Source organism: Methanobrevibacter curvatus (assembly GCF_001639295.1).
Lineage (GTDB): Archaea > Methanobacteriota > Methanobacteria > Methanobacteriales > Methanobacteriaceae > Methanoflexus > Methanoflexus curvatus.
This window is the reverse complement of record NZ_LWMV01000162.1, coordinates 1-23,539: the sequence shown is the minus strand read 5'-3', so window position 1 is coordinate 23,539 and position 23,539 is coordinate 1. Positions and strand designations below refer to the sequence as shown.

Genomic DNA, 23,539 nt, shown 5'->3' with positions numbered 1-23,539 from the left:
TGAAAATAAAAAAACAAAAAAGTTATTTTCAGCTAATAAATAAGTTTCATTCGTTATATATAAACAAGTTTCTAAATGAATCAAATATAAAAATATATATCAATGGAAAAATAAATATAATAATTTAAAATAAAAAAGCAAAACATGGACAAAAATGAAAACAAATAGAATTTTTTATCCAAAAAAAAGAGAAAACTTTCATCAATATAATATATAAAACAAAAAGAAAAGTTAATAATTCCTAAGTTATGATTATTCTATCTATTATAATAATTGCTCTTACAAGAAGCAATGGATCTTCAAAAAATTACATTATTTACATAGGTTAGAATAAAAAGTCGTAATTAGGATATAATTATTCATATTTAGACTTCAAAAGCAAAATATAAAACATTCCATTAGATTTAACGAAATACAACTTTTAGAATTCAATTTAAAACGATTAAATAAAAAATTTAAATGAAACAAAAGAAAAAATAAAAAAATCATCATTGATGGAACAGATATACAGTTTAAAGTTAATCTTGAAAAACAATTTTATTCAAAAGAAAAATTAGAAAAAAGGTTTAAAATCAGTTATTTCACACAAAAAAGTTATTACATTGGCGGAAAACTAACAATAGCAATTGATTATGACACTTGTTAACCATTAACCATTTCACAAAGGTGCTATTAATGACAGCAAAATTTCCTGAAACTGATTAAACACCTAAAAATAAGAATAATATTGAAAAATGAAGACATATTACTTGCCAATAAAAGTTATTTCAGCCATGAAAACTATTATATTAATCTAATGGAATATAAATCATCATTTAATTAAAATCAAAAAAAACATATGTAAAACTAAATTTTCAGCCAATTCAACTGTCTTTAGACATTTTCAAAAACAAAAACCTCTAAAAAAATTTATCAAACTTAGTCCGAAAATTTAGCAAATTATATGATAAATGAGACGAATTAAAGCCAATAAGGAGTAAAATAGAAGATTTTAATAAATTCTTCAAAAATTGCATTGGTTATGAACAAGTACATCTTATACACACAAATCTGTACTTAAAATCACTTTTCTAAGCATACTTTTAACAGGATTAATTTTTCTAAGCTAAAACCCAATAACAAACTACTACAACAGTGGCTGAAATGTAAAAATCTAACATCCTGTTTGAAAATTATAAAAAAAGAAAAAATAGAAATTTTTTAAATAAAAAATATTAAAAAAGAAAAAATTAAGAGAAAAGCTATTCAATAAAAGTTTGAATATGACTTACATTTCCTCTTTCTGTAAAACCAACAATAATTCTTGAATCTTCAATTTTAACTACTGAAAATTCTTCAGTTTCTTTGTATTCATAACCTTTTAATATAGCATAACCCTCAAGAGCTAAACGAGAATTAATTTCATTAAATTCCTTTTGAAAAGTGTCATAATTAAATAAAAACCTTTCAGCAGAATTCTCATGCTTAATTTTATCAGAATAAAGATTTAAAAACAAATAAATTTCATCAAAGTCTGCTACATAGTAAGCATCACTTTTTAAAAGAACTGAACAAGTCATAGCTATTAAATGAGCTTCATGAAGAGATGCTTGAAAAATACTTTCTTTTAGTTGTGGAATATTAAGTTCTTCACCAAAACTCTTAATTTTTTCTGCATCTATTAATATGTCCTCATTAAAACCAACATCTTTATTATCCCAGGCATATTGCCATTTTTTTGATTCAGCAGATAATGTTCCTAAAATTTGGAAATTAAAGACTAAATTGTCTCCAAAATCAATTGTTCCTTTTTCAAAATCAATGTCTCCTTCTTTCTCACCAATAACTGTAGTCAAATCTTCATGATTTTCTAAAGCTAATGCTCCAGTTCGTGAAAATAAAGTCTGTATGGTGTCATCGTCTTCTATTTCAAATGGTATACTCTTAAACATAAAAATCCTTAAATAACTTAATAAAAATAATAAAAATAATAAAAATAAATGAAAATAAATAAAAATAAACAAAAAAATAATAAGAATAAATGAAAATAAATAAAAATAAATAAAAAGCAACAAAAGGTAATTTTTTAAATGGATACTTTAGTATCAGCAAAAAATAGCATTGCATTATGTAAAAATTCGGACAATCCTTCTTTATATTGATTAAAAAATTTTATAAACTCTTCATGTTCACTATAAAGATTTGCAAGATTTATATATGAGTCTTTAGAGACTTTATTAAATTTAGCACTTAATCTATAATGTTTAGCAATGATTTTTTGAACTCTTTTACTGTTAAAATCATATTTGTCCATGATCTTAGCCATTTTTTTAAATAATCTATCTAAAATATCTTGATAAGAATTCCATTGTGGAGAAGACATTTTTTGAATGTTTTTATTGGCTAAAACATAAGAATCTCTACCAAAATTATTAATAATATGATTTTTATAGTCTTTAGTAGTTTTTTGAGAAGAAAATCCAAATATTTCTTTATTTGAAACCATGAAAACACCTATTTAAAATTAATTTCTATTAAATTTCAATTAATATTTGTAGTTTAATGACAATAAAAAAAATAATAGTAAAAAAAATAAAAAAATTGTGCACAAATAAAATATTAAAATTTTATATAACAATAAATTATATATTATAAGTATATTAAATAATTTTTGTTTTGATTTTTTTATTTTCATAATTTTGAAAAAAAGAATAAAAAAAAAAGTTTAAAAAAATAAAAGAATAAAAGAATAAAGGAATAAAAAAAAGTTTAAAAAAAAAAATATAATTTCATGTTTAATATTTTATGAAATAATATTTATTCTTAGAAAAATATGGAAAATACAATGGAATTAATAATAATACAATCACAAGAACATGAAACATTGCCACATGCAGAATTAAAAGCTGTTATGGAATGTGAAAATGTAAAAGGAGATACTTACATACCTACAAAAGGTTTAACTATTATTAAAAACTTAAATAAAGAATGTTTTGATGAAAATTATAAAATATTGAACAAACGGCTTGCTTATGCCCATGAAATAAATGAAATAATCTTTAAAAAAGAATTTAAGAATTCAAAAGATCTAAATGAATATTTAAAAATTAAAGATAATGAGGGTCAGAAAAATAAACAAAACAAGCCATTAAATGATTTATATGATGAATTTAAAAAAATTGATTTAAAAAGTTATTTAAAAGAAAGCTTTGCAATTAGAATAAAAAAATATGATAAAATAAACTTAGATACATTAAAAATAGAAAAAAAATTAGGTGCAATAATTAAAAACAATTATCCTAATGTAAAAGTAAAGTTAGAAAATCCTAAGACATTTATAAGAATTATAATCACTGAAAAATCCATTTATATAGGATATATGAAATATAAACTCAATAAAAAACACTTTCAAGAAATGAAACCTCATAAACGTCCTTTTTTCTATCCTGGATCAATGAATCCAAAACTAGCTCGTGCAATGGTAAATCTTTCTAAAATAAAAGAAGGCGAAACTCTTTTAGATCCTTTCTGTGGAACCGGTGGAATATTAATCGAAGGAGGAATGATTGGAGCTAAATTAATTGGAAGTGACATAAGCTGGAAAATGAAAAATGGGACAGGAATCAATTTAAATCATTGTGGCTTTAGCCATTGGACAACTCATCATTTAGATGTTCGTGAATTAAAATTATATGATAAAGTAGATGCAGTTGTGACAGACCCTCCATATGGTATTTCGACTTCAACTGGTGGAGAAAAAAGTGAGATAATTTTTAAAGAATTTTTAGATTCTATTTCAAAAAATATGAAAAAAAATGCATTGCTATGTATGGCAAGCCCTCATTATCTTAATCTTGACGAAATATTAAAAGATTTAGATTTTAAATTAATTGATCGTCACGAAATAAAGATGCATAAAAGTTTAACCCGTATTATATCTGTAATAGTAAAAATAGAAAGTGAAAATAGAATAGAAAATGAAAATAAAATATAAAATACACTTAAACTCTAAAAATAGAGGATTATTTTGAAAATAAAGTATTGCCGTGACTATCACTTGCAACAATGAGTGGTCCAAACTTATTAACTTCTAACTGCCAAATAGCTTCTGGAATTCCTAAATCTAACCAATCAACACCAGATATTTTTTTAATTGAACTCACATATAATGCAGCACATCCACCAGTAGCCACTAAATAGACAGCTTTATTTCTTTTTAATGCTTCAACTGTTTTTTCATCCATACCTCCTTTTCCAATGATAATTTTAGCCCCCATATCTAAAACATCACTTTCATAAGGATTCATACGCATACTTGTAGTTGGACCAATAGCTACCATTTCATAATTATTTAAATCTGTTTTATTTTTGTCTATTACTTTAATTATTGGACCTGCATGAAAAATAGCTATTCCATTTAAATCTATTGGTGATCCTTCCTCAATGATTTTTTTATGAGCTTGGTCACGTGCAGTTATTATTTTTCCATTAATATATACAATATCTCCAATTTTTAATTTAGAAAGAATATCATCATCAATTGGAGAATTTAATTCAATTATATTATCTCTTAGTTGAATTTTTTCCAAATAAAGACCTCCAAATAAAATAAATTTAATCTAAAAATAAATTTTAAAAACATAATATTAAAAAGTAAATCATGACAAATATATAAATTCAAGTGAGTAATATAGTTAGTAATCAAATGAGTAATAAGCTAACAATTAAATGAATAATAAACTAACAATTAAATGAATAATAAACTAATAATTAAGTGAATAATTAAATTAATAATTAAGTTAATTAATAAAATAAATTATTTAAATAAATATATGTAACTAATTAAATATATAATTTAATAAATAAAATAATTAAGTATAAGAAAAAATACTTAATAGATTCAATAAAGTAATACTTAAAATAAAATTTACAAAAGCTCTTAATTTTTATAGTGGAGAAATTTAATGTCAAGCATGAACAGTGTAGCAGGATTATCAAAATATATTACAACATTGCCCACAGTTGGAATTTCCATATTTACAATGATTTTTATAAGTTTTATTAGTGGAACTATCGACTTTTTAATAAATCCAAACAATCCTTTGTCTATTTTAGAAAAAATAGTATATGGAGGATCATTTGGATTTGGGGTTTTTGGAATAAGCTCTATTTTAAGTGGAGTCATTGTTGAGCAATGGGTTAGTTCAATGAAAGGAATCAATCTTAAACTCAAACATTCAATGTTTTTAAGCTTGTCAAATATGGTTTTCCTTTCATTTATACTCATTATTGGGTCTGCATCATCTTTACTATTTCATGGTGATTTTAGAATAAATACAATATTATTTGGTTGTGTCTTGATTTATGCATTCTCTATTCTTGTTTTATGGAGTACTACAAGTATAGGGTTTTTAAAATCAGCATTAATATCCTGTTTTCAGCCATTACTTGTAATATGTATGCTAGTTGTTACAGTATTCTTAAACAATGCCGCTAATTTGCCTCAACTTGAATTTTTAACTTTATTGATTAAAATTGTTGTAGCAAATTTAATATTTATTTTAGCCATTTATTCATTTATAAAAGTTATAGAATCCCCTTTAAAAAAGAATTTAGGAGTAGGATTACTTGATTTATTAAGTCTTTTCATTGCCCATATAAATGAAGGTTCTTTTTCCCTTGAACAATTATTTGAAAAAATGGGAGAGCCAATTACCACTTTAATTGGAATATTAAGTTTTAGAAGACTAGATGGTACAATAAAAGCACTGTTTTTAAGTCCTTGTGTTCATCCTGGACCAATAGGAAAAATTGGTGGTGCTAATATGCCCACAATATTATCTAAACGCTTCAATGCATTTACTTTAGTTGCTCATGGTCCTTCAACCCATGATTTTAATCCTGTTTCAATAAAAGAGATTGATAAAATAGAGGATGCAGTTAAAAATGGACTCGAAAAAATCCATTACTCAAATTATGGAAGCAAATTCATTAGATATGAAGAAAAGAAATCTAAAATAGGAGTTCAATTTTTTGGAGATGATGCATTACTTTTAAGCACATTTGCACCTTATGGAAGTGATGATATTGAATTTGGTGTGGGATTATCTGTTTTAAATGAAAGTAAGAATAATCCTGCAATACGAGACAGTATCATTGTAGATTGCCATAACTCCTTTGATGAAGACAGCGGAAGAGTTTTACCTGGAAACCCCGAAGTGTTCCAATTGTTAGATACCGTATCAAAAATAAAAAAAACAATTAAAGAAAAAGGAATAAGAATTGGTTGTGGAAATCATTTAATGGAGGATTTAGATAAAAATCAAGGAATCGGAGATAGTGGTGTTAAAGTACTAGTTGTTGATGCTGGTGGAGAAAAAACCGCTTATATTTTATATGATTCAAATAACATGAAAAGAGGGTTTAGAGAAAAAATATTAAATTCCCTTAAAACTGAAGGAATTAACTCTGTAGAAGTCATGACTACTGATACACATTCTGTAAACACATTATCAAAAGGATACAATCCAATAGGACTTTCTGAAGAAGATAAAATCATAAATTATACTAAAATCGCTGTTAAAAAAGCAATAGAAGATTTAGAAGACATTGAAGCAGGAATTAAAAATGAACGAATTATTGATATAAAAACTTTTGGTCCAAACAACTCAACTGAACTTATTTCTACTATTAGTTCAATAGTTTCTGTGAGTAAAATTATTGCACCTTTAATCTTTGTTTTAGCCATTTTATTTGTATTTATTTGGATTTTTTATTTACCTATCATATAAAGCAATATAAACAAAGATCAAGTACAATTAACTTTAAATAAAACACCACAAAAATTGAAAAAAAGCTATAAAAAAACTTTAAAACTATAAAAAATACTAAAACTATGAAAAAAACTGAAAAAAATAAAGAAAAAGTAAAGATTTGAAAAAAGGAAAATAAATGAACTAAAATGAATTAAAATAAGCTAAAATAAAAATAGGAAATAAAAAAATAAGAAATTTTACATTGGTAAAGGGACACGTAAAGGAACTAAAACATTGTAAAAAATGGTCCATAAAATAAACCAAACACAGCCAAATGGAACCACTCCGTCACCTAACCATTTTTTTAAGCCACCATATTCTTCATCTTTGTATAATCTATCTGTGATTTGTCCAACTACATATAAAATAGCTAATCCAACAAATGCTGCGAAAATGCTATGAAAATTTGAACTTTCACCTACACTAAGAATTAGACCTGCAGAAATAGCTGCAGTAATGGGGCTTGCGATAGCACCTGCAATCATATGAATAATAGCAACTTTTAGACTTTTTTCCATGAAACATTCACCAACAATGATTGAAATTTAAAATAAATATTTTTAGTAATATACATTAGATTACATTTAAAGTATTCTTTAATCAATCTAAATTTTTAAAATAAATTAATAGATTTAAAAGAAAAATAAATAATTAAATAAAATAATTAAATAAATTAATAAATAAAATAATTAAATAAACTATTAAAATATATTTATAACAATAATTAATTGTTCTTAATTTATACTATTATTAAACTTAAAATATATAAAGATATTTAATTTCTTTTTGACAACTATATTTTTTAAAAAAAAATAAAAAATAAAGCTAATTCAATAAAATAAATTAAAATTTATTTCTTTTTTAATAATGCCACTTTGATTGTAGCAATATTTTTACCACCATTGAAAAACAAAAGATTTTTTACATAAAGGGTTAGTAAATTACTCTTTTTATTAAACTTTGCAACAATCTTTTTTGAATCATAAGATTTAAAATATTTATATCCTTTAGGGATTTTTATTTTATAATTTTTAGAAACAGCAGAAGTTTTACCTGGGTTAATAAATTTATATGTTCTAACTAGATATTTCTTCTTCTTATATTTTACTGTGGTTACTTTGGATGAAACTTTTAAATCTGAATTTTGTTTTTTTATTGATGGACTGTAATTTGAAAATAATTGAACCCAATAATATTTATATTCATCTGATTTAATGTAAACAAAACCAACTCCTAATTTTGTAAAGCTAGGGTCTAAAATATTTGATCTGTGAGTTGGAGAGTTCATCCAATCAGCCATTACTGCTCTAGCAGATGCTTGGCCTGAAGCAATGTTTTCCCCACTGTAGGTATAAGCAGAACCATTATCTATTTGACTTTTCTTAGGACTATCAATTAAACTTGTCCAATATTTTCCATTTTCCCTATAATGTGAAAATTTATAGATAATCTCATTGGCACGCATTTGTCCTACTGCAGTTAAATTTTTATCCAATGCTAAAGGAGCTATTCCATTTTTTGCTCTTTCAGCATTGACTAAATTTAAGATTTCTTTAGCTTTATCATCTGTACTTGCACCATGATATGGCTCAGCAGAGGCAATAGTTAAAGTCAAAACACTAAAAAGAAAAAAAATGACAACCATTGCTTTTAAATACTGTCTAAACTTCATTTAATCAATCCATTATAAAATTATTTTCCATTACTTATTTTAGTTAAACTTATTTTAGTTAAACTTATTTTAGTTAAACTTGTTGTTAAACTAATTATTAAAATATATTATTAAAGATATATTTATTAATAGATATTTATTAAAACTATTTTTATTAAAATTATTACTAAAACGGAATAAAAAAATTATTTATTAAATATGCTTATTAAAACTGCTTATTACAATTATTATTAAACTGAATAAAAAAATTATTTATTAAACATATTTGTTAAAGCTATTTATTAAAATTATTTATTAAAATTATTTATTAAAATTATTTTTAAAAGGTATTTGAATTAATCTGTAAAAGATAAATATTCTGCATCACAGAGATTTACAAATTCATTGAGAATATCTTTTGGGTTACCTGAATTCAATATCTCTCCATTGTCAATTAGAATTCCTGTTTTAGTTAATTCTTTAATAAAATCTAAATTATGTGAAACCATTATAATTGTGGTTTTTAAGTCTTTATTGATTTTTTTTATTGAATTAGCTAATATTCTTAGAGTCAATGGATCTAAATCTCCAAATGGTTCATCTAAAATTAAAATTTCAGGTTTAGAACATAATGCTAAAGCTAAAATGGCTCTTACTTTTTGTCCTCCAGATAATTCGTAGGATTTTCTATGGATTAAATCTAATGGTAAATCTAAAGCATCAAAGATTGGAGCCATTTCTTCTTTAACAGCCCTTTCAGGAAATTTAGGAAAAAGTTCATCTAAAATATCAGTGTCCAAGCCAATTTTTTCAAGTCGTGCCTTTGCTTCAAGTTCAGGCATGTCTGTTAACTGATAAAAAGAATCTAATAGCTCATCAGATAATTCTAATTCTTTAGCACGTTTCTTTGCATCATCAATAACCTTTTGGCTTTTTACACCTAATTTAGCAGCTAATTGGTTCATTAGAGTAGCATAATGTGATAAAGCAAACTCTTGATGCATAAAACCCAAGTTTCTCCTAATTTCCATCCTGCTTATACTTGGCTTTTGAATATCTATCCAAATATCACCATTTTCATCAATTTTGGAAAATTTGTGCTTGTATCTATTTTTGTTTTCATTGAATTCTTTAATAGCTTTTTCATTCCTAAGTTTATATAATATTCTCCCTTTATCTGGTGCGTCTAAGCCTGCTATCATTCTGAGTAATACTGTTTTCCCAGCACCACTTGGACCAATTAAACTTAAAATATCCTCATCTTTAATCTCAAAGTTAATATTTTTAATGTTTAAAACATCTCCACCATTTAAAAGGTAAAAATTTTTATAAACCCCTTCTGATCTAATTATTGATTCATCAGATTTGTATTGATTTAAAGGAATTTCCTCTTCAATATTTTTCATAAAATCCTTGACAATATCATCAGGTTTGCCTTGACTTTTTATTTCGCCATCTTCCATTAAAATTAAACTGTCTGCCAAATATTTTTGAATTTCAGGTAAATGAGAAACTAAAACTATGGTGACTCCCAACTCTTTGTTAATATTTTTAACTGCAGTTAAAATTTCTTGCTTTGTTTTAGGGCAAGCCATTGTAGCAGGTTCGTCAAGGAGTAGTATTTTTGGTTTTTTAGCTAATTGACGTGCAATTATAAGACGTTGTTTTTCTCCACCACTTAAAACTGGAGAATAATGTTTTGCCTTATCTTCCAATCCAACGATTCGAAGTAACTCCATTGCTTCATCTTCATAATTGCTGTAAGCAACTTCAAAGTCTATCATTGCTTCATCACCATATTTTGCACCATATAATTTACGAATAACATTGTCTAATGCAGATTCAGGCCACAAACCAAAGGATCGTTGCAAATGAATGGCTGTTTCTTTTTTAAGCTTGTTAAAGTAGTACTTGCTTGTATCTGGCTTTAATTCAATATCTGCTACAGTTACTGTTCCTTCATCAAATTCTTCTACTCCACGAAGAATTCTAAGTAATGTAGTTTTACCAGAACCACTCATCCCAATAATGCCTAAAATTTCTCCATTTTTTACCTCTAAATTAATGTTTTTTAATGCAGAAATTTCATCTCCATTGTCCAATTTATAGGATTTGCTTAAATTCTCAATTTTTATCATAGCTACAACCTTAAATAAAATATTATATAAAAAATACAGAAATATAAAAAATTATTATAATACCATTATAAATTAATTTAATAAATTATTATTAACAAATTATTATTTTTAAATTATTTTAGATAAATATACATTATATATAATATATAATTTATCATATATTAAATTAATTCATTTTAATATTAATTGCTTTAAAAAAAATAACAATACTTTAATAATAGTAAATATAAATTTTAAAATAATGAAAGTTAAAAGAGGCTTACTTATAGGTAGAATGCAACCTGTCCATAATGGCCATGTAGAAATTATTAAAAAAATATTTAACCTTGTTGATGAATTAATAATTGGAATTGGAAGTGGACAAATTAGTCATGAGATTAATAACCCATTTACCGCTGGTGAGAGAGTTTTAATGCTCCAAAATACTTTAAAAGAAACAGAAATTCCTTCTGACTCCTATTATATCATCCCCATTGTAGATATTAATAACAATTCACTTTGGGCTACACATGTAGAAAGCCTTATTCCTGAATTCAATGTAGTTTTTAGTGGTAATCCTCTTGTAAAACGTTTATTTAAAGAAAACAACTATGATGTTAAAACACCTCCTCTTTTTGATAGAACAAATTTGTCTGGTAGAAAAATTCGCAATAAAATGGTAAAAGGTAAAAATTGGCAATCCTGTTTACCAGAATCTGTTGTTAAAATCATTAAAGAAATAGATGGAATTAACAGACTTAAAGAGATTAATAAAAAAGAGATTAATGAGTAAAAACTTGAATAAATATCTATTCAAAAAAATATCTATTCAAAAAAAAAAAAAAAAAAAAAAAAAAAAAAAAAAAAAAAAAAAATGATAAAAGGTGAAAAAATGGTTGTAAAATTAGTAAAAAAAGGCGATGAAATATATAATACTGGAGATTTAGTTCAAAAATTAAAGAAAAATGATAAAATTGATACCACTGGAGCTATCTTTACATTTGAAGGCTTTGTAAGAGGATTTGAAGATGATTCAAAGATAAAAGATTTAAGTTTATCAACTCCAGATATTGATAAAACTCAAAAAGAACTTGAAGAAATCGTGAATGATGTTGAAACTAAATACAGTGTAGAAGAGATAAGTGTTGTTCATTATCTTGGAAAATTCTATACTGGAGACAGTTTATTTTTAGTAGCAGTACTTGGAGGCCATAGAGAAGATACTTTAAGGGCATTACAAGAAGTTATTGAAAGAGTTAAATTTGATTTGGATTTTAAAAAAGAAGAGGTCTCTGATTCTGGAACAAAAGTAATTTTAGCTGGAGGATAATAATTTACCAGCTAATTATTTTTTTTCAGTAAAAACATTTACTTTGAAAAAAAATATTTTAAAAAAATTATTTAAAGTTTTTATTTAATGTTTTAATTATTACCTTTTAATGCAAGTTACTTAGTTTTTTTAAATTATTAATTTAAATTTATCTTTAATTGTTTTTATAAGTTATTTCAATTATTTAAACAAAAAATTGCTTCAATAGCTAGATTTATAAAAATATTCATGGTTATCAGCATTAATTTTAAATAATAAATAAATAATAAAAAACTAATAAAAACTAATAAAAACTAGTAAAAAATAATTAGAATTTATATTAAAAAAATATTTGACAAGTATTTAAAAAAAGAGAAGTAATATGGATAATGAAAAAAAGTTCATAAGAGATAGTGTTCATGGCAACCTTCAATTAAATGATTTGGAAATAAGGATACTGGATTCGCCAGAAATGCAAAGAATTAGACGTATAAAACAGTTAGGATTGATTTCATTAATTTATCCTGGTGCAAATCACACTCGTTTAGAACATTCTCTTGGAACAACAATATTAGGTTCAAAATTGGCTAAACATTTAGAATTAGATAAAGATGATCAAGAATTGGTTCGATTAGCTGGACTTTTGCATGACATTGGTCATGGACCATTTTCTCATGCCTCTGAATCTGTTTTAAAATGTCAACATGAGGAACTTACTGGAAAAGTTATAAAAACAAGTCAATTGAATGATATTATCTCTGAAAATTATAATGTAAATAATATTATTGATATGATTAATGGAAGAGGAAGATTAGGACATTTAGTTTCAGGAGAATTAGATGTAGATAGAATGGACTATCTTATACGAGATTCACACTACACTGGAGTCGCATATGGAGTCATTGATGTTGAAAGAATTATTACAAATATGAAATTAGAAAAAACACTTCTTTTAAATATAAAAGGAATCCAAGCAGCTGAAGCAGCACTTGTTGCAAGATACTATATGTATCCTAGTGTTTATCAACACCATACTACACAAATTCTCAATGCAATGTTTAGACGAGCTTTAAAATTAGCTGATTTAGAAGGAATTCTTGATTTAAAATTTGCTTACACCTATGATGATACAGACATTGTAAGTATTTTTAGGAATAGTACTGGATATGCTAAAGAAATAATGAAAAGGCTAGACAATAGAAATCTATTAAAAAGATATAAATCAACTAGTATTAGTCATTATACTCACCCTCAAGATATTTTTAAAATTACAAAAAAGGAGTTAGAAAAAGGAGAAGAAGAAATCAGTGAAAAGTATGACTTAGATAAAGACTATGTTTTCTTAAATATTGCTGAATATCCTGAATTTAATGAAATGAAAACTCAAGTGTATGATAATGAGGAAATATTCTTGTTAAGTGACCTATCAACAGTAGTAAATGGTTTAAAACAAGCTGAATTTAACTATCCTGAAATTTCTCTTTTTATTCCAGAAGAATATAAGCATAAAATAGATAGATTTAAATTTGAAGACTATCTTACTCTTCCTGAGATCGACAAATCAAAATTCAATAAATCCCATACCACCCAATCAATATTATTTTAAAAACAAATTAAAAAGCACTATTAAAATTAAACCTCTAAATTAAAATACAATGCTAAATAAAATTAAAATACAGTACTAAATAAAAATATAATAATTATAAAAAAATTGTGATACAATGATTTTAATAGCTATTACTGGTGCAAGTGGAGTTATTTATGGTGAAAAACTTCTTAATGCATTAAAAAAACTAAATATTAAAACGGGATTAATAATAAGTAAAAATGGAAAAATTGTGATTGAACAAGAGCTAAAATCAAGTATAGATGATTTAAAAGAAATGGCTGATGAATATTACCATTCAAATGACATGACAAGTAAAATAAACAGTGGTTCATTTAAATTTGACTCATTAGTAATTTTACCTTGTTCAATGAAGACCTTATCAGCCATTGCAAATGGTTATGGAAATAATTCAATTACACGAGCTGCAGATGTTGTTTTAAAAGAAAGAAGAAAATTAGTGATTGTTCCAAGAGAAACACCTCTTAGGTCTGCCCATTTAGAAAATATGCTTAAAATCAGCAAAGAAGGAGGAATTATTTTACCTGCAATGCCTGGTTTTTATCACAATCCTCAAAATATTGATGAAATCTGTGATTTCATTGTTGGAAAAATTTTAGATGTTTTAAAAATAGAAAATAATGAATTTAAACGGTGGAAATCATAATTAGTGATAAAATGATTACAGATGATGAATTTATAAAAAATAATAGTGTTCCTGGACCAACAAAGGAAGAAATACGTTGTATTGTATTGTGTAAAACAAATATCTCTAAAGAAGATAAAGTACTTGAAATTGGATGTGGAACTGGTGGATTAACATGTGAAATAGCTAAAAAAACAAAAAATTTAATTTCCATTGATAAAAACCCTAAAGCGATTGAAACAACTAAAATGAACCTTAAAAAGTTCAATTTATATAACAATGTCAAATTAATTAAAAATGACGGATTATCTATCATTTCTAACATAAATTCACTAAATAAAGCCATTATTGGCGGAAGTGGAAATGATTTAGAAGAAATTATAGCCCAAATTGATAAAAAAATAGTTAAAAATGGAAAAATCATAGTAACAGCTATTTTAATTGATACTAAAGTTCAATCAATTAACCAATTAAAGAAATTAGCATATGAAACAGAAATAATAGAAGTAAACATTTCAAAAGGAAAAATTTTAGATAGAGGAATTATGATGATTAGTCAAAACCCTATAGCCATTATAACTGGCACTAAAAAATAAAATATGGATAAATTATAAAGTATTTACTTAATACTGGTTAAAAGATACTCATAGTGAAGAAGAAATTTTTGTTTAATCAATATTTTTCATTATTAATATAATTTTTAAAAATTCAAATAAGAAACAGTAAAAAGAAATTAAAAAAAAAATATAAAAAAGAATAAGTTTATATTATTATACTACATAAATATTTATGTTAAAAATTATATTATAGATATTTTTTATAAAAATTATTATCCTTGAAAATAATAAAAATTGGTTTTTAATAAATTAAAAAATATTCATCATATTTTAAAATTTTTAATATATATTTATTGATTTAAGTTTATCTAAATCTGTAAAAATTCTATATAAAAAAAATAAAAAAAAACTAAAAAATAAGAAAAAATAGAATTACGGAGCAATTAAATGAATAATAAAAACTTGTTATCTGCCATTGTTGTAGTGTTAGTAATTGGAATTGTAGTTGTTGGATTTGGTTATTTTACAGGTGAAATTTCAATTGGTGGTGGAGATTTAACCCATGGGTCTAAAAAAATATTAGTTCTTTGTGCAGATGAAAGTGAACCAAGAGCAGGACTTGGTGCAGTAGATATGGCATTTGTAGTTAGTTTAGAAGACGGAAGTATTCAAAAATACACTCCTTTTTATCCTGGAGGTATGAGACACCCTACAGCAGCCGAACCATCATCAGCTCAAGCACAGGGAGCAGGTTCACGATTGTTGTTACACGATTCCCTTTGGTATGAAGACAATGAAAAAGGCATGACTTTAGCAAAAGAAATTGTTGAAGCACATTACAATGTTAAAATCGATGGAGTAATAGCTGTCAACACAGAAGCAATGGATGCAATTATTACTGCAAGTGGTATTTCTGAAGGTAGTATGAACATATCAGCAGCAGATTTAGTTAGAGAAAATGATCAACTTCATGGTGGAAGTATGAATAGGGCAGATGCAGTTAAAACTTTAGCTAAAAAACTTTCAGTAGCAGCAACAGACACAAGTAAAAGAGAAAATATGGTAACAACAGCTATTGATCAAATCCAAAAAGGACATATTATAGCTATTCCACAATCTTCATTTATTCAGTTAATTTCATCAAAAGGTTTTGGAGCAGTAGTTCAAAATATCTAAACACTAAATAAAATTTTCTATTTAAATACTACTTAAAAATTAATTTTTTTAAGTAGTTAAAAGCTTTTTTTAAACACTTCTTGTATTATTTTATGATGTTTTATAGTAGTTATGAATATGTTTTGCTTTATTAATAGTTTACTAATGGAGTAAATTAAATATAAACTCGATATTTAATAAAAAATCAATATTTAATAAAATAATATATTTTAAAACTTTTTTTCAATAAAGAAAAATTGATTAAAAAAAATAGAAAAATAGAAAAATAATTGATATATCAAGTAACTAAAAAAATAGATAAAATTATGATAAAAAATTAAAAAAAAATTAAAAAAAAAATAGAAAAATAAAAAATAATAAATTATTTTTATTTAATTAAATTCAAAGCATCACCCATTATATTAACCGTTTTTTCTAAGTCTTCTTGACTATGAGTATTTGAAATAAAACAACACTCAAATTGGCTTGGAGGAATGAAAATACCATTTTTAAGCAAGTGATTAAAATAGTAGCTAAAGTTATCAGTTCCTGATTTTTTAGCCAATTCATAGTTTAAAACTGGTTTATCATTGAAATAAATTTGGAACATTGAAGCTAAACCTACAACTTGAATATTTAAAAGATTTTCATCCTTAAATTCCTCTAAGCTATTTCTTATAAAATCTCCTTTATCTTTTAAACTTTTGTAAAAAATGTGATCTAATTTGTCCAAAGTGAAAATTCCAGCTTTAACAGAAATGGGATTACCATTAAAAGTTCCTGCTTGATAAACCTTTCCTGCAGGAGCAATATTTTCCATTAACTCTTTTTTTCCTCCAAAAGCACCCATTGGAAATCCTCCACCAATGATTTTTCCAAAAGTTGCCAAATCAGGATAAACACCAAAATATTCACCTGCACATCCTCTTGATACTCTAAAACCGGTTATAACTTCATCAAAAATTAAAATAATTCCATATTCATCACAAAGTGCTCTTAAAAGCTTTAAAAATCCTACTTTTGGTTCAACACAACCAATATTAGCCATCACAGGCTCAACAATAATGGCTGCTAAGTCATCTTTATTTTCAAGGACAACTTTTTCTAAAATATTTTCATCGTTAAATGGTACAGAAAGAGTATTTTTTGTTGTATCCTTTGGAATACCAAGCGAATCTGGAGATGTAGCTCCACCAGAACCAGGTTTAACTAAAACATAATCATGAGCACCATGATATCCACCATCAAACTTTAATATTTTATTTCGACCAGTAAAACCTCTTGCAAGACGAATTGCACTCATAGTAGCTTCAGTACCAGAATTGACAAATCTAATCATGTCTACATAAGGTACTCTATCAACAACCTTTTTTGCCAATGTAATTTCGGCTTCTGTAGGTGCCCCATATGCAGTTCCTAATTTTAAATCTTCATATATTGATTTTACTAATTCTTCATTTGAATGACCTAAAATTAAAGGCCCATAAGCTAAACAATAATCAATATATTTATTTCCATCTACATCTTCAATTTTTGAACCATGCCCACACTTCACAAAAAAAGGATAAGGTTTAAAAGCACGTACAGGAGAACTAACTCCTCCAGGAATATAATTTTTTCCCTCATTAAACAAAACTTTTGAATTCATACTTACACATGAAAAATTTATTGAAAAAACGATTTATAATTAAATGGGTAAAATTAAAGTGATTTAAATTAAAATGATTTAAATTAAAATTGTTCTAATTAAATATAATTAAAATGGTTTTATATTAAATTATAATTAAAAATATATAAATATTTGATAAAATTAAATTTGAGATATTAATGAGTTAACAGTAGCAACAGCTATTGGGGTTCCTCCTTTAGGTCCTATTGTAATTATATTTGGAATATTTGAATTATATAATCTTTCTTTTGACTCAGAGGCAGCAACAAATCCTACTGGAACACCAACAATAGCTTTAATGTTTAATTCAGCTTTTTCATACAATTCAATAGCTTTAAAAACAGCTGTTGGAGCATTTCCAAAGACCATAATTCCTTCAAATCCATTATCACTTGCATATTGAATTGAAGCAGCTGCTCTTGTGATTTCATCTCGCTTAGCTATTTTTTTAACCTCCTCTTCTTTAATAAAACATTTAACCTCACCAGAATATTGAGTTATTCCTGATTTTACCATATTAATGTCAGTTAAAATATCTTCATTATTTTTTAAAGATTTTAAAGCAGAATCAACAAAATCAGAACTCATTTTAACTAAATCAGCATAGTCTGGGTCTGCTGTAGAATGAACAATTCTCTCAACAATGTCTATTTCATATGGATTTAATCCAATTATCTTATCTTTTATTAAGGAACGGACAATTTCACGGCTTTTTTCAGCTATTAACTGCCCTTCTTTTGTTGATGCACCCATGAACATGATATCACAAATGTAAAGTAAATTACAGAAATAAAAAAATAAATTAATAAAATAAACTAAATTAATGAAATAAAAAATAAATTAATAAAAAAATAAAATCAAATGATGAAAAATATTGAGAATAATTAAAAAAAATATAAGAAAAATTTATTTACATAAAAAAATGAATTAAAAATTATTTTTATTATTGAAATACTTATAGTATTATATTTCAAAATGCTTAAATATTTTTTTATAAAAAACAAAGATTGTGTTAAAAGAATATAAGAAAAATTTATTAATGTTGAATGGCTAAGTATCCTTAATGAATAATAAAAATAATAATTTTATTGGAAATGAAGAAATATTATATCAAGAAAAAGCAAGTTTGATTTTTCAATGCAAAAAAGGAATATTTTTCATAGTAATTGTTTGTCTAATTATAGCAAACATGTCTTATATTATTAAATCAGTAGGAAAAATCCAGAATATGTTTGCACGGTATGTTCAAATTCCTTTAACTGAATACATCACATTATTTTTTATGGGTATGATATTTATTTTGATTATCTGGACAATTTGGATTTTAGTTAAATGGATAAATACAGAGTATATAATCACAAATTCTAGAGTAATTGTAAATAAAGGAGTACTAATGAAAAAATCTGAATTTTTCCCTATGCAAAAAATTCAAGACATTGAAATAAATAAAGGCATAATAGGAAGAATTTTTAAAGTTGGAGATATAAATATTTTCTCTGGATATGATGAAGGAAGTATTAAACTTAAAAACATTAAAACTCCAGATAATGTAGAAAATATTATTTTTACACAAATAAATAAAAATTATAGTCACTATAGAAACCCAACAATTACTCCTAACCACAATTATCAAAATCAGGATATTAACAACAATTATAGTAATTTTAATGAACATGACCCATATAATGCCTATCAAAATCAAAAAATTCCAGGAAATATTAAACAGGATCATATGGTAAAACACTATAATCCTCAAAATCCAAATGATAATGATTTTTCACAAAAACAAAAATATAATCAAGAAAATTATAATGATGAATTTGATAATGAACCTAATGGTGTATTAACTAATAATTTGAATAGAAATGATAACAATAACACTTTTTATGACACTAGGAACCCTGATGAAAATTATGATGTAAAAAACTATGAAAATGAAAGATATTATAATCATAGTGATAATAATTATAATAACATTAGAAATTATGATAATAAGCAAAAAGATTTAGGTGAAAAAAGAGAATTTTTTGAAGAAGATATTCCAAAATATTCTAAAAATAGAACAAAAGAAGAAGGACAAGCTATTAGAAACAAACACATGAATAGATTTAGAAAAATATAAAAAAATTAAAAAATTAAAAAAAAAAAAAAAAAAAAACACAACAACAACAAACCACAGCCACACACAACAACTTAAAAAAAATAACTTAAAAAAGTGAAGAAAAGTTATATATTATCAAGCGGGAAGTGCCTCATAAACCGCTTTTTAGAATTTTCATGAAATTAATTTCCATATGAATCTTTTAAATCTTAAATAATCGATAAAATATGTGTTAATAATTATAATAAAATAATTATATTATTTAATTCAATTTTAAAGAATTTATATTATTTTAAATTTAAATTATATGTTTTATAAATATTATTTTTAAAAAATAAAACAATGCAGATATTTATATAAAATTTAAAGACTTTGAATGCTAAATATTTTTATTAACATTTTTAAAATATTAATTATGAGACACTCTCAGTTATTAAAAAAAAAAAAAAAAAAAAAAATGATTAAACGACTCCTTGAGCTAACATTGCATTGGCAACTTTTAAAAATCCAGCTATATTTGCACCTACAACATAGTTGCCTTCAAAACCATATTTTTTAGCTGCATTATCAATGTTATGATAAATATTAACCATTATAGTTTTTAATTTTGCATCAACTTCCTCAAAAGTCCATTGAATTCTAGAACTTCTTTGAGCCATTTCTAAAGCTGAAGTTGCTACTCCACCAGCATTTGCTGCTTTTCCAGGCAAATAAAGCATGTTATTTTTTAAAAACACATCGACGGCTTCATTGGTAGATGGCATATTTGCTCCTTCGGCAACATATTTTGTGTTATTTTTTGCTAAAATTTTGGCTGACTCTTCGCTTAATTCATTTTGAGTGGCACATGGAAGGGCAATATCACATTTAACATTCCAAATTATTCCACCTTCAACATATTGGGCAGATTCTGTATTTGGGTATTTAAGATAGTCTTTTATTCTTCCTCGTTTAACTTCTTTTATTTCTTTAACAATGTCTACATTAATTCCATTATTATCATAAATATATCCTGAAGAATCACACATTGCTAAAACTTTAGCCCCATAAGTTTCTGCTTTCTCAGCAGCATAAATAGCTACATTGCCAGATCCTGAAACAACAATATTTTTTCCTTTAATTGTTTCATTTCTCATCTTTAATGCCTCATCTAAAATATAAATTAAACCATAACCTGTAGCTTCTTTGCGAACCAATGAACCTCCAAATTCTAATCCTGCACCAGTTAATACTGCAACATGACCATCCACTAATTTTTTATATTGTCCAAATAAAAAACCAACTTCACGACCACCTACACCCATATCCCCAGCAGGAATATCTGTATTTGGACCAATATGCCTATACAATTCATCCATAAAACTCTGACAAAACCTCATTACTTCTCCATCACTTCTACCCTTAGGATTAAAATCACTTCCTCCTTTAGCCCCTCCAATGGACATTTCAGTTAAGCTATTTTTTAATATCTGTTCAAATGCTAAAAATTTCATAATTGATAGATTTACACTGTCGTGAAAACGAAGTCCACCTTTATATGGTCCAACTGCACTGTTAAATTGAACTCTAAACCCACGGTTTACCTGAATTTTTCCATTATCATCTACCCATGGAACTCTAAACATTATTATTCTTTCAGGTTCGACCAAACGTTCTAAAATCGCATTTTCTTGGAATTCAGGATGTTTTTCAAATACTGGGGCAATTGACTCTAATATTTCAGTTGCTGCTTGGAGAAATTCTTCTTGACTGCTATTTTTTTCTTTTAAATCACTTAAAACTTTTTTAACATATGACATCATATCAAACCATTTAAAATTTATTAATTAAAATTTATTGAAAAAATTATATAATAAAATCATTCATTTAGCAATTTTATACTCTCTAAAAGTATAAATTTAAAATTAAATATAAAAATATAAAAAAAATAATGAACATTAAATATAAAAAATAAATATAAAAATAAAATTAAAATAGAATATTATATATATTTATTTACATTTCTATTTCTTAAATTTAATGGAAAATGAAAAACAAAGCATTATTTGTCAAGTTAAAAAAATTTTTGACTTAAAAGTGCTTATTTTTTAAATTATGACCATTTTAAGTTTTGAATAATTTTCTTTCTTTTATTAAAAAAATATAAAAAATATAAAAAAATGAATTTAGTAAAAAAATTAAAAATTATAAAAAAGATGAAAAATTATAAAACTTAAAAAAATTAAGAAAATTAAAAAAATTAAAAATAAAAAGATAAAAAAATACTTTATAAAAAATAAAAAGATAAAAGATACTTTATAAAAAATAAAACATTGGATTTAAACAAAAGACAAATTAGCTATTCTTTTCATTGCCTCTTTGGTGTTTTCTGTAGTGTTAAATGCAGTAAGTCTTAAATAACCTTCTCCAGTTAAACCAAATCCTGCACCAGGAGTACCAACCACATTAGCTTCATTTAATAGAAGATCAAAAAAATCCCAAGATTTCATATTATTTGGAGTTTTAACCCAAATATAGGGAGAATTAATTCCTCCATAGACATTTAACCCTATATTACTAAGATTTTCTCTAATGATCTTTGCATTTTTCATATAATAATCAATATTTTCCTTGATTTGTTTTTTACCTTCATCAGAGTAAATTGCTTCTGCTGCTCTTTGAACAGGATAGGAAACTCCATTAAATTTAGTGGTTTGACGTCTGTTCCACAATGGATTAACATCTTGCTTGCCACCCTTAGAATCAAATGCTTTTAATTCCTTTGGAACAATGGTATATGCACATCTTGTTCCAGTAAATCCTGCAGTCTTTGAAAAGCTTCTAAATTCAATAGCTACTTCTTTTGCCCCTTCAATTTCATAAATACTATGGGGAACATTGTCCTCTCTAATAAATGCTTCGTATGCAGCATCAAATAAAATAATTACATTATTTTTCTTTGCATAACTAACAAATTTAGCTAGTTCATCATGTGTAAGTGTAGTTCCTGTTGGATTATTCGGAAAACAAAGATATAATAAATCTACATCGGATTTAGGAAGTTCTGGTATGAAATTATTTTCTTCTGTAGCAGGAAGATAAACCAACCCTTTATATGTTCCATCTTCATTTAAACCTTCTGTTCTACCAGCCATTACATTTGTATCAACATAAACTGGATAAACTGGGTCGGTTACAGCAACCACATTATCAAAAGAAAATATTTCTTGAATGTTACCAGAATCACATTTTGCCCCATCACTTATAAAAACCTCATCTAAGCCCAGTTTGATTCCAAGTGGCTCAAAATCATTTTTAATAATAGCTTCTGCTAAAAATGAGTAACCTTGTTCTGGACCATAACCCATAAAACTTTTTGATTTACTCATTTCATCAACTGCTTCTTTAAATGCATTGACAACTGCAGGAACAAGAGGTTTAGTAACATCTCCAATTCCCATCCTTATAATTTCTTTTTCTGGATTTTCTTCTTGGAATTTTTCCACTCTTCGTGCTATTTCAACAAATAAATAGCTATCTTGCAATAATAAATAATTTTCATTAATAGTAACTGACATTAAATCACCAGAATCATTTTAATAATAACTTAAAATATTAGCTTGTAATATTAATATATATTATATTTATAAATTAAATAATATATAAATTTTAAATTTATATTAGATATAAAAAAAATTTATATTTTGTATATAAAAATTTTGGATTTTAGTGATAATTGTAGGGATATTATAACTATAAAGACTGGAATGAAAAAAACACCATAATAAAAAACATCATGTAAATAATAATAAAATATTATATAATAATATATTGTTAAGACAATTTAATTTTCATATTTTTTATTTAAGTATAGTATTTTGATAATTTTTTATCAGCATTTTCTTTAGTGAAATTCCAGTTTATTTTGCATTTATTTTCATTTCTGTAGTTCTGA

At 25.1% G+C, this 23,539-nt stretch carries 19 protein-coding genes; 9 read left to right on the top strand and 10 right to left on the bottom strand.

Annotated features, from left to right (window positions below; genetic code table 11):
• Positions 1-1,241: 1,241 nt before the first annotated feature.
• Both MBCUR_RS04725 and MBCUR_RS04720 read right to left on the bottom strand, forming a co-directional pair.
• Positions 1,242-1,931 carry a DUF6882 domain-containing protein gene (locus tag MBCUR_RS04725; protein WP_067090856.1) on the bottom strand — a complete coding sequence of 230 codons (690 nt, stop codon included), beginning with the start codon at positions 1,929-1,931 and terminating at the stop codon, positions 1,242-1,244.
• A gap of 134 nt (positions 1,932-2,065) precedes the next feature.
• Positions 2,066-2,485: a TipAS antibiotic-recognition domain-containing protein gene (locus MBCUR_RS04720; protein ID WP_067090854.1), complete on the bottom strand. Its 420-nt coding sequence runs from the start codon at positions 2,483-2,485 to the stop codon at positions 2,066-2,068.
• A 327-nt stretch (positions 2,486-2,812) separates the two neighbouring features.
• Here MBCUR_RS04720 and MBCUR_RS04715 point away from each other — a divergent pair, with 327 nt between their 5' ends.
• Complete coding sequence (locus tag MBCUR_RS04715) at positions 2,813-3,973, top strand: TIGR01177 family methyltransferase (protein ID WP_245637289.1); 1,161 nt, start codon at positions 2,813-2,815, stop codon at positions 3,971-3,973.
• A gap of 28 nt (positions 3,974-4,001) precedes the next feature.
• On the opposite strand, the gene MBCUR_RS04710 is transcribed toward MBCUR_RS04715, so the two are convergent.
• Complete coding sequence (locus MBCUR_RS04710; RefSeq protein ID WP_067090859.1) at positions 4,002-4,541, bottom strand: FumA C-terminus/TtdB family hydratase beta subunit; 540 nt, start codon at positions 4,539-4,541, stop codon at positions 4,002-4,004.
• A 402-nt stretch (positions 4,542-4,943) separates the two neighbouring features.
• Here MBCUR_RS04710 and MBCUR_RS04705 point away from each other — a divergent pair, with 402 nt between their 5' ends.
• Positions 4,944-6,770: a DUF2070 family protein gene (locus MBCUR_RS04705; protein WP_067090849.1), complete on the top strand. Its 1,827-nt coding sequence runs from the start codon at positions 4,944-4,946 to the stop codon at positions 6,768-6,770.
• A 221-nt stretch (positions 6,771-6,991) separates the two neighbouring features.
• Here MBCUR_RS04705 and MBCUR_RS04700 read toward each other — a convergent pair whose 3' ends face one another.
• The 3 genes from MBCUR_RS04700 to MBCUR_RS04690 form a co-directional block, all read right to left on the bottom strand.
• Positions 6,992-7,312: an EMC6-like membrane protein gene (locus tag MBCUR_RS04700; protein ID WP_067090846.1), complete on the bottom strand. Its 321-nt coding sequence runs from the start codon at positions 7,310-7,312 to the stop codon at positions 6,992-6,994.
• 332 nt (positions 7,313-7,644) lie between these two features.
• Positions 7,645-8,466 carry a CAP domain-containing protein gene (locus MBCUR_RS04695; protein ID WP_067090844.1) on the bottom strand — a complete coding sequence of 274 codons (822 nt, stop codon included), beginning with the start codon at positions 8,464-8,466 and terminating at the stop codon, positions 7,645-7,647.
• A 335-nt stretch (positions 8,467-8,801) separates the two neighbouring features.
• Complete coding sequence (locus tag MBCUR_RS04690; protein WP_067090842.1) at positions 8,802-10,583, bottom strand: ATP-binding cassette domain-containing protein; 1,782 nt, start codon at positions 10,581-10,583, stop codon at positions 8,802-8,804.
• A gap of 241 nt (positions 10,584-10,824) precedes the next feature.
• On the opposite strand from MBCUR_RS04690, the gene MBCUR_RS04685 reads away from it, so the two are divergent.
• From MBCUR_RS04685 to MBCUR_RS04660, 6 genes are all read left to right on the top strand, one after another.
• Complete coding sequence (locus MBCUR_RS04685; protein WP_067090839.1) at positions 10,825-11,355, top strand: nicotinamide-nucleotide adenylyltransferase; 531 nt, start codon at positions 10,825-10,827, stop codon at positions 11,353-11,355.
• Between the two features lie 99 nt (positions 11,356-11,454).
• Entirely contained in the window at positions 11,455-11,892 is a 438-nt protein-coding gene (locus tag MBCUR_RS04680; RefSeq protein WP_067090837.1) for a molybdenum cofactor biosynthesis protein MoaE, read from the top strand.
• 361 nt (positions 11,893-12,253) lie between these two features.
• Positions 12,254-13,477, top strand: coding sequence for an HD domain-containing protein (locus MBCUR_RS04675; RefSeq protein ID WP_067090834.1), 1,224 nt, complete (start codon positions 12,254-12,256; stop codon positions 13,475-13,477).
• A 115-nt stretch (positions 13,478-13,592) separates the two neighbouring features.
• Positions 13,593-14,144, top strand: a complete 552-nt coding sequence (locus MBCUR_RS04670; RefSeq protein WP_067090832.1) for a UbiX family flavin prenyltransferase — start codon at positions 13,593-13,595, stop codon at positions 14,142-14,144.
• Positions 14,145-14,155: 11 nt separating this feature from the next.
• Positions 14,156-14,719, top strand: a complete 564-nt coding sequence (gene cbiT / locus MBCUR_RS04665) for a precorrin-6Y C5,15-methyltransferase (decarboxylating) subunit CbiT (RefSeq protein ID WP_067090829.1) — start codon at positions 14,156-14,158, stop codon at positions 14,717-14,719.
• Between the two features lie 408 nt (positions 14,720-15,127).
• Positions 15,128-15,856, top strand: a complete 729-nt coding sequence (locus MBCUR_RS04660) for a DUF4012 domain-containing protein (RefSeq protein WP_067090826.1) — start codon at positions 15,128-15,130, stop codon at positions 15,854-15,856.
• A gap of 367 nt (positions 15,857-16,223) precedes the next feature.
• Here MBCUR_RS04660 and hemL read toward each other — a convergent pair whose 3' ends face one another.
• Both hemL and MBCUR_RS04650 read right to left on the bottom strand, forming a co-directional pair.
• Entirely contained in the window at positions 16,224-17,483 is a 1,260-nt protein-coding gene (gene hemL / locus MBCUR_RS04655; RefSeq protein ID WP_067090825.1) for a glutamate-1-semialdehyde 2,1-aminomutase, read from the bottom strand.
• A 162-nt stretch (positions 17,484-17,645) separates the two neighbouring features.
• Entirely contained in the window at positions 17,646-18,263 is a 618-nt protein-coding gene (locus MBCUR_RS04650) for a cobalt-precorrin-8 methylmutase (protein ID WP_394329079.1), read from the bottom strand.
• Positions 18,264-18,567: 304 nt separating this feature from the next.
• On the opposite strand from MBCUR_RS04650, the gene MBCUR_RS04645 reads away from it, so the two are divergent.
• The gene (locus tag MBCUR_RS04645) at positions 18,568-19,626 is read left to right on the top strand and encodes a PH domain-containing protein (RefSeq protein WP_067090820.1); all 1,059 of its coding nucleotides are present in this window, start codon (positions 18,568-18,570) and stop codon (positions 19,624-19,626) included.
• A gap of 440 nt (positions 19,627-20,066) precedes the next feature.
• Here MBCUR_RS04645 and gdhA read toward each other — a convergent pair whose 3' ends face one another.
• Together gdhA and MBCUR_RS04635 are read right to left on the bottom strand one after the other, a co-directional pair.
• Positions 20,067-21,404, bottom strand: coding sequence for an NADP-specific glutamate dehydrogenase (gene gdhA, locus MBCUR_RS04640; RefSeq protein ID WP_067090817.1), 1,338 nt, complete (start codon positions 21,402-21,404; stop codon positions 20,067-20,069).
• Between the two features lie 519 nt (positions 21,405-21,923).
• A complete protein-coding gene (locus MBCUR_RS04635) occupies positions 21,924-23,162 on the bottom strand; it encodes an LL-diaminopimelate aminotransferase (protein ID WP_067090815.1) in 1,239 nt (412 codons plus the stop codon).
• Between the last annotated feature and the right edge of the window lie 377 nt (positions 23,163-23,539).

Bases quoted from the DNA above. Each gene is read 5' to 3' on its own strand.
- MBCUR_RS04725 (WP_067090856.1), bottom strand. From the start codon at position 1,931: ATGTTTAAGAGTATACCATTTGAAATAGAAGACGATGACACCATACAG.
- MBCUR_RS04720 (WP_067090854.1), bottom strand. From the start codon at position 2,485: ATGGTTTCAAATAAAGAAATATTTGGATTTTCTTCTCAAAAAACTACT.
- MBCUR_RS04715 (WP_245637289.1), top strand. From the start codon at position 2,813: ATGGAAAATACAATGGAATTAATAATAATACAATCACAAGAACATGAA.
- MBCUR_RS04705 (WP_067090849.1), top strand. From the start codon at position 4,944: ATGTCAAGCATGAACAGTGTAGCAGGATTATCAAAATATATTACAACA.
- MBCUR_RS04700 (WP_067090846.1), bottom strand. From the start codon at position 7,312: ATGGAAAAAAGTCTAAAAGTTGCTATTATTCATATGATTGCAGGTGCT.
- MBCUR_RS04695 (WP_067090844.1), bottom strand. From the start codon at position 8,466: ATGAAGTTTAGACAGTATTTAAAAGCAATGGTTGTCATTTTTTTTCTT.
- MBCUR_RS04690 (WP_067090842.1), bottom strand. From the start codon at position 10,583: ATGATAAAAATTGAGAATTTAAGCAAATCCTATAAATTGGACAATGGA.
- MBCUR_RS04685 (WP_067090839.1), top strand. From the start codon at position 10,825: ATGAAAGTTAAAAGAGGCTTACTTATAGGTAGAATGCAACCTGTCCAT.
- MBCUR_RS04680 (WP_067090837.1), top strand. From the start codon at position 11,455: ATGGTTGTAAAATTAGTAAAAAAAGGCGATGAAATATATAATACTGGA.
- MBCUR_RS04675 (WP_067090834.1), top strand. From the start codon at position 12,254: ATGGATAATGAAAAAAAGTTCATAAGAGATAGTGTTCATGGCAACCTT.
- MBCUR_RS04670 (WP_067090832.1), top strand. From the start codon at position 13,593: ATGATTTTAATAGCTATTACTGGTGCAAGTGGAGTTATTTATGGTGAA.
- cbiT (WP_067090829.1), top strand. From the start codon at position 14,156: ATGATTACAGATGATGAATTTATAAAAAATAATAGTGTTCCTGGACCA.
- MBCUR_RS04660 (WP_067090826.1), top strand. From the start codon at position 15,128: ATGAATAATAAAAACTTGTTATCTGCCATTGTTGTAGTGTTAGTAATT.
- hemL (WP_067090825.1), bottom strand. From the start codon at position 17,483: ATGAATTCAAAAGTTTTGTTTAATGAGGGAAAAAATTATATTCCTGGA.
- MBCUR_RS04650 (WP_394329079.1), bottom strand. From the start codon at position 18,263: ATGTTCATGGGTGCATCAACAAAAGAAGGGCAGTTAATAGCTGAAAAA.
- MBCUR_RS04645 (WP_067090820.1), top strand. From the start codon at position 18,568: ATGAATAATAAAAATAATAATTTTATTGGAAATGAAGAAATATTATAT.
- gdhA (WP_067090817.1), bottom strand. From the start codon at position 21,404: ATGTCATATGTTAAAAAAGTTTTAAGTGATTTAAAAGAAAAAAATAGC.
- MBCUR_RS04635 (WP_067090815.1), bottom strand. From the start codon at position 23,162: ATGTCAGTTACTATTAATGAAAATTATTTATTATTGCAAGATAGCTAT.